Annotated in this window: 14 protein-coding genes; 3 read left to right on the top strand and 11 right to left on the bottom strand. The window is 71.6% G+C overall.

From position 1 onward, the window contains the following. Nucleotides 1-163: 163 nt before the first annotated feature. A complete protein-coding gene (gene bldD, locus VAB18032_RS10390; protein ID WP_007458348.1) occupies nt 164-652 on the top strand; it encodes a transcriptional regulator BldD in 489 nt (162 codons plus the stop codon). A gap of 103 nt (nt 653-755) precedes the next feature. On the opposite strand, the gene nusB is transcribed toward bldD, so the two are convergent. The 4 genes from nusB to aroB form a co-directional block, all read right to left on the bottom strand. Beyond that, complete coding sequence (gene nusB, locus VAB18032_RS10385) at nt 756-1,166, bottom strand: transcription antitermination factor NusB (protein ID WP_193386316.1); 411 nt, start codon at nt 1,164-1,166, stop codon at nt 756-758. A 23-nt stretch (nt 1,167-1,189) separates the two neighbouring features. After that, nucleotides 1,190-1,747, bottom strand: a complete 558-nt coding sequence (gene efp, locus VAB18032_RS10380; RefSeq protein ID WP_013732772.1) for an elongation factor P — start codon at nt 1,745-1,747, stop codon at nt 1,190-1,192. A gap of 425 nt (nt 1,748-2,172) precedes the next feature. Next, nucleotides 2,173-2,613, bottom strand: coding sequence for a type II 3-dehydroquinate dehydratase (gene aroQ / locus VAB18032_RS10375; protein WP_013732771.1), 441 nt, complete (start codon nt 2,611-2,613; stop codon nt 2,173-2,175). A 51-nt stretch (nt 2,614-2,664) separates the two neighbouring features. Next, nucleotides 2,665-3,741 carry a 3-dehydroquinate synthase gene (gene aroB, locus VAB18032_RS10370; protein WP_013732770.1) on the bottom strand — a complete coding sequence of 359 codons (1,077 nt, stop codon included), beginning with the start codon at nt 3,739-3,741 and terminating at the stop codon, nt 2,665-2,667. A gap of 128 nt (nt 3,742-3,869) precedes the next feature. Between aroB and VAB18032_RS10365 the strand changes: the two genes are divergently transcribed. Together VAB18032_RS10365 and VAB18032_RS10360 are read left to right on the top strand one after the other, a co-directional pair. Continuing rightward, complete coding sequence (locus VAB18032_RS10365; RefSeq protein WP_013732769.1) at nt 3,870-4,412, top strand: DUF2243 domain-containing protein; 543 nt, start codon at nt 3,870-3,872, stop codon at nt 4,410-4,412. Further along, the gene (locus tag VAB18032_RS10360; RefSeq protein ID WP_013732768.1) at nt 4,409-5,212 is read left to right on the top strand and encodes a cytochrome c oxidase assembly protein; all 804 of its coding nucleotides are present in this window, start codon (nt 4,409-4,411) and stop codon (nt 5,210-5,212) included. The genes VAB18032_RS10365 and VAB18032_RS10360 overlap by 4 nt, the downstream gene beginning before the upstream one ends. A 22-nt stretch (nt 5,213-5,234) precedes the next feature. Here VAB18032_RS10360 and VAB18032_RS10355 read toward each other — a convergent pair whose 3' ends face one another. The 7 genes from VAB18032_RS10355 to VAB18032_RS10325 form a co-directional block, all read right to left on the bottom strand. Further along, a complete protein-coding gene (locus tag VAB18032_RS10355) occupies nt 5,235-5,750 on the bottom strand; it encodes a shikimate kinase (RefSeq protein WP_013732767.1) in 516 nt (171 codons plus the stop codon). Next, nucleotides 5,747-6,925: a chorismate synthase gene (aroC, locus tag VAB18032_RS10350; RefSeq protein WP_043723684.1), complete on the bottom strand. Its 1,179-nt coding sequence runs from the start codon at nt 6,923-6,925 to the stop codon at nt 5,747-5,749. The genes VAB18032_RS10355 and aroC overlap by 4 nt, the downstream gene beginning before the upstream one ends. A gap of 574 nt (nt 6,926-7,499) precedes the next feature. After that, nucleotides 7,500-8,420, bottom strand: a complete 921-nt coding sequence (locus VAB18032_RS10345) for a glycosyltransferase family 2 protein (protein ID WP_013732764.1) — start codon at nt 8,418-8,420, stop codon at nt 7,500-7,502. Next, nucleotides 8,417-9,100 (bottom strand): glycosyltransferase, encoded by a 684-nt coding sequence (locus VAB18032_RS10340; RefSeq protein WP_013732763.1) that lies wholly within the window; start codon nt 9,098-9,100, stop codon nt 8,417-8,419. Before VAB18032_RS10340 ends, VAB18032_RS10345 begins: the two co-directional genes overlap by 4 nt. Continuing rightward, nucleotides 9,097-9,570, bottom strand: a complete 474-nt coding sequence (locus VAB18032_RS10335) for a glycosyltransferase family protein (protein WP_043720323.1) — start codon at nt 9,568-9,570, stop codon at nt 9,097-9,099. The genes VAB18032_RS10340 and VAB18032_RS10335 overlap by 4 nt, the downstream gene beginning before the upstream one ends. A 72-nt stretch (nt 9,571-9,642) precedes the next feature. Beyond that, nucleotides 9,643-10,887, bottom strand: a complete 1,245-nt coding sequence (locus VAB18032_RS10330; protein ID WP_013732761.1) for a hypothetical protein — start codon at nt 10,885-10,887, stop codon at nt 9,643-9,645. Continuing rightward, nucleotides 10,884-11,786, bottom strand: a complete 903-nt coding sequence (locus tag VAB18032_RS10325; protein ID WP_013732760.1) for a sulfotransferase domain-containing protein — start codon at nt 11,784-11,786, stop codon at nt 10,884-10,886. The genes VAB18032_RS10330 and VAB18032_RS10325 overlap by 4 nt, the downstream gene beginning before the upstream one ends. Between the last annotated feature and the right edge of the window lie 4 nt (nt 11,787-11,790).

The raw sequence follows: 11,790 nt of genomic DNA, 5'->3' as shown, positions 1-11,790 counted from the left end.
GGAGGGACCGGTCGGCGTATCGGTTCAGCGGGCAGAACGGGACAAGTCGACCGGGGTGTTCAACTGAGGTATCGCCACCACTTGACCACGTTTACGAATCCCCGTACCGTCACGCTCCGTAGCGATCGCTGGGAGAACCCCGAGCAGCACTGGGAGTGTCCGAATGCCCTCTGAATACGCCAAGTCTCTGGGCGCCCGTCTGCGCTCCATTCGCCAGCAGCAGGGTCTGTCCCTGCAGGGCGTGGAGGAGAAGTCGAACGGGCGTTGGAAGGCGGTTGTGGTCGGCTCGTACGAGCGCGGTGACCGGGCCGTCACGGTGTCCCGCCTGGCCGAGTTGGCCGAGTTCTACCGCGTACCGGTCTCGGAGTTGCTGCCCGACGGCAGCGGGGTGCGGCACGAGCCCACCAGCAAGATCGTCTTGGACCTGGAGCGGCTCTACGACGAGGCCAGCGAGGACCTCGCCTACGTCGCCCGGTACGCCCGCGCCATTCAGCAGCAGCGCGGTGACTACAACGGCCGGGTCCTGTCGATCCGCGCCGACGACCTGCGGGCCCTCGCGATCGTCTACGACGCCTCGCCCTCCGGTCTGATCGAGCGGCTGACCGAGCACGGCGTGCTGGTCGCCGACCCCCGGGCGTTCTTCGCTTCCTGAATTCCCAGCAACGAAAGGCCCGCGCCGTCCGGCGCGGGCCTTTCCGTTCGTCGCACTCCCCGACGCGGCTACGACCGCAAGCGGTGTCCCGCGTCGGAGCCGATCAGCGGGTGGCGTACTCGGCGATGCGGCCGAGCAGACCGTTGAGGAAGCGAGGCGAGTCGTCGGTCGACATCTGCCGAGCCAGTTCGACGGCCTCACTGATCGCCACCGCATCGTCGATCTCGTCGACGTAGAGCAGTTCGTAGACCGCGATCCGGGCGAGGTTACGGTCGACCACCGGCATCCGGTCCAGCGTCCAACCCTCGGCGTAGCTGGAGATCAGCTCGTCGATCCGGTCCAGATGACCGGCCACGCCCTCGACCAGGCCGACCGCGTACCCGAGGTGATCGGGGCGCGGCTTCTCGATCCGCTCGATGTAGCCGGCCAACACCTCGACCGGCGGACGATCACGCAGGTCGGCCTCGAAGAGCACGTCCAGCGCCCGCTTGCGCGCCTTGCGGCGCGCGGGCATCTGCTGCTTCGGACCCTCGGCCATCAGGCGCGGCCGAGGTAACGGCCGTCGCGCGTGTCGACCTTGATCTTCTCGCCGGTGGTGATGAACAGCGGCACCTGCACGGTCGCGCCGGTCTCCACCGTCGCCGGCTTGTTGCCACCGGTGGACCGGTCGCCCTGCAGGCCCGGCTCGGTGTAGGTGATCTCCAGCACGACCGAGGTCGGCAGCTCGACGTAGAGCGGCACACCCTCGTGCGTGGCCACCGTCGCCTCGGCCTCGGGCAGCAGGTAGTTCGCCGCCTCACCGACCGTCCCACCGGGCACGGTGATCTGGTCGAACGTCTCCATGTCCATGAAGACGTAGTCCTCGCCGTCGGCGTAGAGGTACTGCATGGTGCGCTTGTCAACGGTCGCGGTCTCGACCTTGGTGCCCGCGTTGAAGGTCTTGTCGACGACCTTGCCGGAGAGCACGTTCTTCAGCGTGGTACGCACGAACGCACCACCCTTACCGGGCTTGACGTGCTGGAACTCAACGACGGCCCAGAGCTCCCCGTCGAGGTTGAGTACCAGGCCGTTCTTCAGGTCGTTGGTGGTGGCCATTTCCTGCCTTGATCGTCATTTGGCGGACAGACCTAGCAAGTCTACTAGCCACCCTGCGGCACCCCGACCGCCGCCGTCCACGGTCAGTCCGGCCCCACCCGACCCGGACCGCCACCCTCCGTGACACAACCCACCCCACCGCCTCCCCCACCCCGCCCCTTTGCTCTGCTTCAACCCACGCAACGGTTACGCCCCGTGGCGAAAGCGCGGGACATCTCGCGCCACCCGCAACACGAAGATGCTGCTCATCGACGGTTGCGTGGGTTGAAGCAGAGCAAAGGGCGAAGCGAGGGTACGAGGGACGGAACGACGGCCATCACCGAGCGTGATTGAAGCAGGGGAAGCCGAGCGTAGTGCTCGCGCGGCCGACCGGAGCATGCGTGCCGGCGGGGAGATCAGCTGCTCTGGTCGCGGCGGGCGGGAGGTCAGCTGCGCTGGTCGCGGCGGGCGGCGAGGTGGTGCAGGGCGAGGCGGTAGCCGTCGACGCCGAGCCCGCAGATCACGCCGGTCGCCACCGCCGAGACCACCGAGCGGTGCCGGAACTCCTCCCGAGCGTGGATGTTGGACAGGTGCACCTCCACCAGCGGCCCGCGCAGCATGGCGCAGGCGTCGCGCACCGCGATGGAGTAATGCGACCAGGCGGCCGGATTCAGCACCACGGCGGCACCCTCGTCCGCGGCGGCGTGCAGCCAGCCGAGCAGCTCGTGCTCGGCGTCGGTCTGCCGCACGACGACGTCCAGGCCCAGGTCTCGTCCCGTCGTCTCGCAGAGTGTGACCAGGTCGGCGTAGCTGGTCGTCCCGTAGACGTCGACCTGGCGGGTGCCCAGCCGGCCCAGGTTCGGCCCATTGAGCACGTACACCTTCATGCTGGTTCGCCTTCCACTCGCGACAGTTCAGCCGCAGAAACCCGCGACGATTCAGCCGGACACCGCGTCGTACGCGGTGTGCAGCAGGTCGTCGTCGGGACCGTCCAGGATCGCCGGTCGGGCCAGCCCGTCGAGCACCACGAACCGCAGCCGGTTGCCCCGGGCCTTCTTGTCGACCCGCATGGCGGCCAGCAGGCCGGGCCAGGCGTCGGCCGGGTAGTGGGTCGGCAGGTCGAGCGCGGTCAGCACGGCACGGTGCCGGCCGGCGGTGGCCTCGTCCAACCGGCCGGTGAGGCGGGCCAGTTCGGCGGCGTAGACCAGGCCGACCGAGACGGCGTGCCCGTGCCGCCAGCGGTACTCCTCGACCTTCTCGATGGCGTGCGCCAGGGTGTGCCCGTAGTTGAGCACCTCGCGTACGCCTGACTCACGCAGGTCTCCGCCGACCACGTCGGCCTTGACCCGGATCGCCCGCTCGATCAGCTCCCGGGCCACCGGCCCGGTCGGATCGACGGCCGCCGCCGGGTCGCTCTCGACCAGGTCGAGGATGACCGGGTCGGTGATGAAGCCACACTTGACCACCTCGGCCAGACCGGCGGCCAGGTCGACCGGCGGCAGGGTGTCCAGCGTGCTGAGGTCCGCCAACACCCCGACCGGCGGGTGGAAGGCGCCGACCAGGTTCTTGCCGGCCGTGGTGTTGATGCCGGTCTTGCCGCCCACCGCCGCGTCGACCATGCCCAGCAGCGAGGTGGCCACCGGCACCCAGCGCACCCCGCGCAGCCAGCAGGCGGCCACGAACCCGGCCAGGTCGGTGACCGCGCCGCCGCCCAACCCGACCACCGCGTCGGTACGGGTGAACCCCGCCTCGCCGAGCCGGTCCCAGCAGGCCGCCGCCACGTCGACGTGCTTGCCGGCCTCGGCGTCGGGCACCTCGATCGGCAGCGGTGTCATGCCGGCGGCGCCGAGCCGGTCACCGATGGCGTCGGCCAACTCCTTCAGCGGCGGGGCGTGCAGCACCGCCACCCGGGTGGCATCGGGCAGCAGGCCGGGCAGCGTGTCGAGCAGGCCACGACCGACCAGTACGTCGTACGGCCGTTCGCCGCCGACCGGGATCCGGGTCACGTTGTCCATCGCCGGGAGCCTAGCCCACCGTCGACCGCCTGGACCGGATCCGCTCACCGGTGCCCGATCAATGGAACGGAGGTTTACCGGTTCGTGGACCGGGCAGGGGCACCATCACCAGCTATCCAGGGGGCACCATGACCGAGCGGACGATCGACGGCGCCGACATCCGGCTGCCGGCCACCATCCTCGGCGTCGGGCTCGGCGGTTTCGTCGACGGCATCGTGCTGCACCAGGTGCTCCAGTGGCACCACCTGCTCAGCAACACCGGCGCCGACAACATCGGCATCCGCGAGTACCCGGTGGACACCGTCGCCGGATTGCAGATGAACACCCTGTGGGACGGGCTCTTCCACGTGGTCACCTGGGTGGCGGTGCTGACCGGCCTGGCCATGCTCTACGCCCGGGTGACCCGGTCCCGGGGGCGACTGTGGCGCTCGCCGATGCTGTGGGGCTGGGCGTTGCTCGGGTGGGGGCTGTTCAACCTGGTCGAGGGCATCATCGACCACCACATCCTGGCCATCCACCACGTCCGGGCCGGCGAACACCAACTCTGGTGGGATCTCGGCTTCCTCGCCCTGGGCGTCGTGCTGATCGCCGTCGGGTGGCTCGTGCAACGCCGCGCCACCGCCGTGGACCTCTGCGCCGACGACACGACCTCGGCGAGCCGACGCCGATGAGCGTGGCGCACACCGCGCAGCACGCCACGACCGTCGGCCCGGCTGTGCTCGTACCCCTGGTGGCGGGTTGGTGTTATCTGGCTGCCGTGTTGCGGCAGCGCGAACCGGACCGGCCGGGCTGGAGCCATTGGCGTACGGCCGCGTTCGCCGCCGGATGTGCGCTGCTCGCCGTCGCCCTGCTGCTGCCGGCCGACGGGTTCGCCGCGCACATGTGGCAGCACCTGCTGCTCGGCATGCTCGCCCCGCTGGGCCTGGTGCTCGGCGCGCCCGGCACTCTGCTGTTGCGTACCGTCGACCGGCGGGTCGGGCGGGCGGCGCTGCGGGCGCTGCGGCATCCGGTGGCGCGCACGCTCGCCCACCCGGTCACCGGGCTGCTGCTCACCGCCGGTGGGCTGTGGCTGCTCTACCTCACCCCGCTGTACCGGGCCACCCTCGCCAGCCCGGTGCTGCACGACCTGGTCAACCTGCACTTCCTGCTCAGCGGGTTGCTGTTCACCTGGTCGATCGCCGGCCCGGAACCGTACCGGCACCGGGCGTCCGTGCCGGTACGGCTGGTGGTGCTCGGCGCCGCGGTCGTCGCGCACGCCAGCCTGGCCCAACTCCTGTACGCAGGGCTGCTTGTCGACGTACCGGCCCCGCCGCAGGCGCTGCGGGCCGGCGCAGCGGTGATGTACTACGGCGGCGATGCGGCCGAGATCCTGCTCGCCCTGGCCCTGCTGGCCAGCTGGCGCCCACAGCCGCGCCGCGCACCGGCACCGGCCGCGCGTCAGACGTTAAAAGGGGACCCCTGCTCTACCTGAGGCGTTAAGAAGGTGCCCTTCCTTACCGCTTGAGCAGGGGGATGATCTCGGCGGCGATCTCCTGCGGAGTGCGGCCGTCGGTCACCACCGTCACGGTCGCCACCTCGGCGTAGAGCGGTCGCCGCTGGTCCATCAGGTGTTTGAGGGTGGCCCGCGGGTTGATCGCCAACAGCGGACGCCCGACACCGAGACCGACCCGCTTCACCGCGTCGGTCAACTCGACCGACAGGTGCACCACCTGGTGACCGACCAGCGCGGCCCGGTTCTCCTCGGCCAGCACCGCGCCACCGCCGAGAGCCAGCACCCCGTCGCAGGAGGCCAGCGCCGCGGCCACCGCCGCCCGTTCGAGGGCACGGAAGTGCTCCTCCCCCTCGTCGACGAAGATCTCCGGGATCGGCTTGCCGGCCAGGCGCTCGATGTCGGCGTCGGTGTCCCGGAACTCGACCCCCAGCTCGGCCGCGAGGACCTCACCGACAGTGGTCTTGCCGGAGCCGGGCGCGCCGACCAGCACGCAGACCGGACGGGTCCGACCGGTCACCGGATCACCAGCGCGTCGAGGTAGCCCGCGAGGTTGCGGCGCATCTCGGCGATCGAGTCGCCGCCGAACTTCTCCACTGCCGCCTCGGCCAGCACCAGCGCCACCATCGCCTCGGCGACGACGGCGGCGGCGGGCACCGCGCAGACGTCGGAGCGCTGGTTGATCGCGGTGGCCGGCTCACCGGTGGTGATGTCGACAGTCGCGAGGGCCCGGTTCAGCGACGAGATCGGCTTCATCGCGGCCTTCACCCGCAGCGGCTCACCGGTGGTGATGCCGCCTTCCAGGCCACCGGCCCGGTCGGTGACCCGACGTACGCCGGTGGCGGTGGGGATGATCTCGTCGTGCGCCTCGGAACCGCGCGAGCGGGCCTGCTGCCAGCCGTCGCCGATCTCCACACCCTTGATCGCCTGGATCGACATCAGCGCGGTGGCCAGCCTCGCGTCGAGCTTGCGGTCCCACTGCACGTGGCTGCCCAGGCCGGGCGGCACGCCGTACGCCAGCACCTCGACCACACCACCGAGGGTGTCGGCGGCCTTCTTCGCGGCGTCGACCTCGGCGACCATCCGGGCGCTGGCCTCCGGGTCGAGGCAGCGCAGCGGGTCGGCGTCGATGCGCTCGGCGTCCTCCGGGCGGGGCCGCAGCCCCGGCTTGACGGCCACCGGGCCCAACTCCACCACGTGCGAGACGATCTCCACGTCGAGGGCTTGGCGCAGCAGCGCCTTGGCCACCGTGCCGACGGCGACCCGGGCGGCGGTCTCCCGCGCGCTGGCCCGCTCCAGGATCGGACGGGCGTCGGTGTGGCCGTACTTCTGCATGCCGGCCAGGTCGGCGTGGCCGGGCCGGGGCCGGGTGAGCGGGGCGTTGCGGGCCTGGCGGGCCAGCTCGTCGGCGTCGACCGGGTCGGCGGCCATCACGGTGCGCCACTTGGGCCACTCGGAGTTGCCGACCCGCAGAGCGACCGGGCTGCCCAGTGTCACCCCGTGGCGCAGGCCACCGATGACCTCGATCTCGTCCTGTTCGAAGGACATCCGCGCACCCCGGCCGTAGCCGAGCCGGCGGCGGGCCAACTCGCCGGCGATCTCGGTGGTGGTCACCTCGATCCCGGCCGGCACCCCCTCCAGCAACGCGACGAGGGCGGGTCCGTGCGATTCCCCTGCGGTCAACCAGCGCAACACAGCCATGAGTCTGTCACGCCCGGTGCCCGCCGCCCCGCACCGCCCGCCGAGTCCCGCCCTACGGAACATCGGCCCACAGCAAAACGAGTCCAAGCAGCGAACGACGCGTCGAGGGGGCACGGCACGTGCCCCCTCGACCGTTGCCCTACCCCTGTCGCCTGCCCCGTCGAAACACTGCCCTCAGGACGAGGCGTAACGCGGTATAGCCAAGAATGCAGCTAGCGCACGCAACTGTGAGGTAGGCCAGTCCCGAGCCCCAGCCGAGGGCAAAGAGCACCCCAGCGAAAATGGCGTAGAGACATACGAAGACGACCATCTCGGCGAGGAACGCTGGCCACGTCACCTCGCTACGCTTCCGCAGGTTGGCAACGAAGGTTTGCCGGATCCGACCAAACCGCTGACACATCGATCCAACCAGCATTTGCATCAGACGAGAGCCAGGCCGCGCTCCGCGCCCGCCGCTTGGCGCCGTACGAGGTGGCTGAGTCGACAAGTCGGAGCCTGAATGCAGCGCCATCGACGTCTGATCCTTCGGTAGGGGTTGATAGCTCTGCTGTGCAGCGGCGCGGCGCGGTCAGATGCCCCGGCCGCGCTTGTGCAGGGTGCGCAGCACGGCGTCGGCGCGGACCACCCGCCCGGCCACCGCCAACGCCAGGTACGCCCGAGGCTCGCGCGGGTTGCGGCGCAGGGTGCGCCGGGCCCAGCGCATCGCCCCGCGCCGGTCCCCCGAGGCGGCCCGCGCGAAGGCGATCTGCCCGGTGACCCGGGCCTGACCGGCCGGCTGGGTGGCGAACTCGGGGTAGCGCTCCAGCAGCCACTGCAACGCCTCGGAGATGGTGTCCCAGCGCTGGGCGAAGTACGACCGCTTGTGCCAGCGCACCAGCACGTACGGGGTGCGCAGGTTGACCAGCGGGGCGCTGCGGGCGGCCCGCAGCAGGAACTCGTAGTCCTCGGCGTAGCTGCCCGGGATCTCCTCGTCGACCAGCCCGAACCCGTCGCGCAGGGCCGCCGCCCGGATCAGGAAGGTCGACGGGTGCAGTTCGGTCATCCGATCCCGCAGCAGGTCGGCCAGGCTGATCGAGTCGCGTTCCAGTACCCGCTCGACGGTGTGCCCGTCGTAGCTGACCCGGATGCCGCAGCTGACGAACTCGGCACCGGGCACCGCGTTGAGGGCGTCGACCTGGGCCGCCAGCTTGCCCGGCAGCCACTCGTCGTCGTCGTCACAGAAAGCGATCAGCTCACCGGTGGCGGCCATGGTGCCGGAGTTGCGGGCCCCGGCCAGCCCCGGGGTGCGGGTATTGGTCACCACCCGTACCGGCCGGTCCGCCGCCGACAACTCGGCCAGCGACGGGTCCGGCTCGGACTGGTCGTACACCACGACCGTCTCGACCTGCCCCGGATAGTCCTGCCCGACGATGGCCCGTACCGCCGCCCGGAGCAGTTCGGGACGGTCCCGGGTGGGTACGACGGCGGTGACGCTCGGGTACGCGGTCATAGCTTGTGCCTTCCATTCGGGCCGGGCCCGCGCCACGGCCGCCACCAGGGCCGGTGACGCCGCTGCGCGGCCTCGGCCACCAACTCCTCGACGATCATGCCCACCCGGCGCACGGCGGTGCGTTGCGCCTCGGCCGCGTCGGCGTCCACGGTCACCGTGAACCGTCCCGGCTCTGCCAGGCCGGCGGTGAGGGCGTCCCGCAACTCCTGCCGGGTTTCGCAGAGCGCGACCAGGCCTGCCGCACCGAGCCGACGGGCGAACAACTGCTGGTGGTTGTCGACGTGCTCGCCGAGACTCGGGTCCCGGGGCACGACGATCGGCAGGTGCCCGTGCCGGCGGGCCTCCAGGATGGTGGCCGGGCCACCGTGGCAGACCACCAGGTCCGCCCCGGCCATCGCGGTCTGCAACTCGGCGTGCCCGAGGAACGGCACCGCGTCGGGCAGACCCTCGACCCGGGTGTGGCCGTGCTGCACGGTCAGCACCACCTCGTCGGCGACCTCGCCGTACCACTCCCGCAGCCAGCCGACCAGCCGGTCGAAGGGGTGCTTGTCGGTGCCGACCGCCACCAGCAGCTGGGCCCGACCGACCCGGTTGCCGTCACGGGGCGCCGGGATGTGGGCCGCGGCGGCGTCCGCGGATGCGCCGAACTGCGCGTCGGTGCGCGTCGCCTCGCCGCTCACAGCAGCGTCCCCACGACGGTGGCCTCCGGGTACTGGCGGCGCTGCTCGTCCCACTGCACGAGCATCTTCGACAGGAACGGGCGACACAGCCGGGCGGTGAGCGTCGGGGTGTCGATCCGGTCGTAGACCTCGATGTAGACCGTCGGGATGCGGCGCAGCCGGGCCAGCACGACGAACGGCAGCGCCACCCCGGCGCCGGTGGTCACCACCGCGGCGATCCGCCGCCGGCGCAGCACCCGGGCCGCCAGCAGGGCGTTGCGCAACAGGTTGCGCACGTTGCGGGTGGTCGGATGGTAGGCCGGGATCAGGTCCTCGCCGGCCAGCAGGGACACCGCCTCCGGCGTGTCGAAGGTCACCCAGCAGCGTTGCCAGGTCTCGTACCAGGGTTTCAGGGCGAGCAGCTGGGCCAGGTGCCCGCCGCTCGACCCGACCAGCAGTAACTGCTGCCCCACTTTGTCTACGTTGTCCACGCGACTCCCCACAAGTCCGCTGTGCCTGCACCACGGTCGAGCCGTACCCCCAGCGGTCGGCCCGACCTTCTCTCACTGTCGTTTCTCGATGACGTCAAGCAACGCCGGATGCAGCGCCGGGTTCCAGCCGGCACCGGCGTCGGCCAGCCGCCAGGTCCGCAGCCACATCTCGATCAGGTACGCGTCGGCGACCAGGCGGCGGCGGGCCGGGTCCAGGCCCAGCCGGTCGCCGTACCGGTCCAGCCACTGAGTCACCTGCTCGGCCGCGGTCGCGGCCGGTTCACCGCGCAGCACCAGGGATCGCTGGAACGCGTCGTGGGCCAGGTCGAAGCCGACCGGTACGTCCGGCCCGCTGTGCTCCCAGTCCCAGGCGACCAGCTCACCGGCGTGCCGGCCGAGGTTCCACGGCACCCAGTCGCCGTGCCAGTGGCCGAACTCGACGGCCACGTCGCCGTGCCGGCGGGCCAGTTCCGCCACCGCCGCCACCGCCCGCGCCCCGGCCGGATCCGTCTCGGCCGCCCGCTGCGCCGCTACGGTCAACCGATCGAGGAACGACGAGCCGGCCAGCGGACGCGGGGTCGCCGGTGGCCGACCCCGCCGGGCCACCGCGAGCAGCGCCGCGAGCTCCGGCGGGGCGTCGACCGGCACCCCGCGTACCCCGGTGGGCAGCGGCTCGACAAGCGCCACGGCCTGCCCCGCCCAGTTGGTCTCGGCGAGCAGCCGGGGGGTGGCCGGGTGCCCGGCGACGCCGGCCACCTCCGCCACCTCGCGCAGCGCCGCCGCCTCGGCGGTGACAAGCGCCCGGGTCGCGTCGTTCCAGCCGATCTTGGCGTAGCCGCGGGGCGTCCCCGCGTGGTCGAACAGTTGCAGGGTCGGCTTGTGGTTCGGATCCGGCGGGCGGACCCCGCAGGCCGCGTACGCCCGGCCGCCGCCCAACTCGGTGCTGAGCCGCTCGGCGAGCAGCACCTCGGCGGGATCGAGCGCGGCCGGCACGGCGACACTCAGCACCGGAAACGGTGCCCGCGCGACCACACCGGCCCGCGCCGCCACGCCGAGCGCGGCCCGCACGGCTCGCACCTTCACCGGCCGCAACGCGTTGTACGCCAGCAGCGCCGCCGCAGTGGCCCGCGACGAGCCCAGCGGCAGCAGGAACCGGGCCCGGTCCACCGACGGGACGACGGCGTAACGGGCCACCACCGTGTGCCCGGCCGGCACCGGGGCGTCCACGACCAACGTGATCCGCTGGTCACCGAAGACCGCCCGGGTGACCCACCCCAACCCGTCCTCGCGGCTACGCAGATCGTCGGCCCCGGTCACGCGACCTGGTCCGGCCAGTCGAGACGCAGCCCCAGCCGCTGCCGCAACGCCTCGTTGTACGGACGGTAGTACTGCGTCAACTCGGCCCGCAGCGCCGGCTCCAGCGGCGCCGACCGCCGGTCGTTGTAGACCTTGAAGTCGGGCAGGTCGTGCGCGGGCAGCCCGAGGAAGTCCAGGGTGCGCCGGTAGGTGGCCCGCGCGTCGCGGTACAGGTCCTCGCTGGGCAGGAAGAGCAGCTGCGCGCGGTCGAAGTGCGTCAGCCACGGCTCCAGGTGCTCCAGGTAGCGGCCCCGCGCCCGGTAGGTGTACCAGTCGTAGGCCTCGCTGAAGTACTCCGGCTCGGCGATCAGCCGCTCCCGCTCCCCCGCCGTACGCTCCGGCTCGGCGGCCAGCGCGGCGGCGAAGTCCAACGGCTCCACCCCGTTGGTGCGCCGCTCCTTCCAGTGCGAGTACGCCCGCTCCACCGGATCACGCAACAGCACGATGAGCTTCACCTGCGGCATCAACGCGGCGACCCGCTGCGCGGCCAGCGGGTGGAACATGTACAGCGGCGCGGCCTCACCCACCCGCACCGGACCACCGTGCCGGTTCTCCAGCGTCTCCCGCTGCCGCTGGGTCGGGAAGTGCGACCGGTACCACGCCTCGCCCCGGCCCCAGTTCTCCTCGAAGTAGTGCGAGGACTTCGTGTTCCAGGCCGGGAAGAGTCGCGGCACCAGCGGATGCTGGATGAGGTAGTTCCACAGCGATGTGGTGCCGCCCCGCTTGGTGCCGATGATGAGGAAATCCGGTAGCGGTCGACGGTCGCTGGTGCGTACCCCGTAGTCGACGAGGCTCTCCCGCACCCGGCTCGTCACCTGGGTCGGCACCAACTGCTTCACCCGGTCGCGGATGGACGCCACGACG

It is taken from the genome of Micromonospora maris AB-18-032 (assembly GCF_000204155.1).
GTDB classification, from domain to species: domain Bacteria; phylum Actinomycetota; class Actinomycetes; order Mycobacteriales; family Micromonosporaceae; genus Micromonospora; species Micromonospora gifhornensis.
The sequence above is the reverse complement of the archived record's forward strand: the minus strand, read 5'-3'. Positions and strand labels throughout refer to the sequence as shown.

Bases quoted from the DNA above. Each gene is read 5' to 3' on its own strand.
- bldD (WP_007458348.1), top strand. From the start codon at position 164: ATGCCCTCTGAATACGCCAAGTCTCTGGGCGCCCGTCTGCGCTCCATT.
- nusB (WP_193386316.1), bottom strand. From the start codon at position 1,166: ATGCCCGCGCGCCGCAAGGCGCGCAAGCGGGCGCTGGACGTGCTCTTC.
- efp (WP_013732772.1), bottom strand. From the start codon at position 1,747: ATGGCCACCACCAACGACCTGAAGAACGGCCTGGTACTCAACCTCGAC.
- aroQ (WP_013732771.1), bottom strand. From the start codon at position 2,613: ATGAAGGTGTACGTGCTCAATGGGCCGAACCTGGGCCGGCTGGGCACC.
- aroB (WP_013732770.1), bottom strand. From the start codon at position 3,741: ATGGACAACGTGACCCGGATCCCGGTCGGCGGCGAACGGCCGTACGAC.
- VAB18032_RS10365 (WP_013732769.1), top strand. From the start codon at position 3,870: ATGACCGAGCGGACGATCGACGGCGCCGACATCCGGCTGCCGGCCACC.
- VAB18032_RS10360 (WP_013732768.1), top strand. From the start codon at position 4,409: ATGAGCGTGGCGCACACCGCGCAGCACGCCACGACCGTCGGCCCGGCT.
- VAB18032_RS10345 (WP_013732764.1), bottom strand. From the start codon at position 8,420: ATGACCGCGTACCCGAGCGTCACCGCCGTCGTACCCACCCGGGACCGT.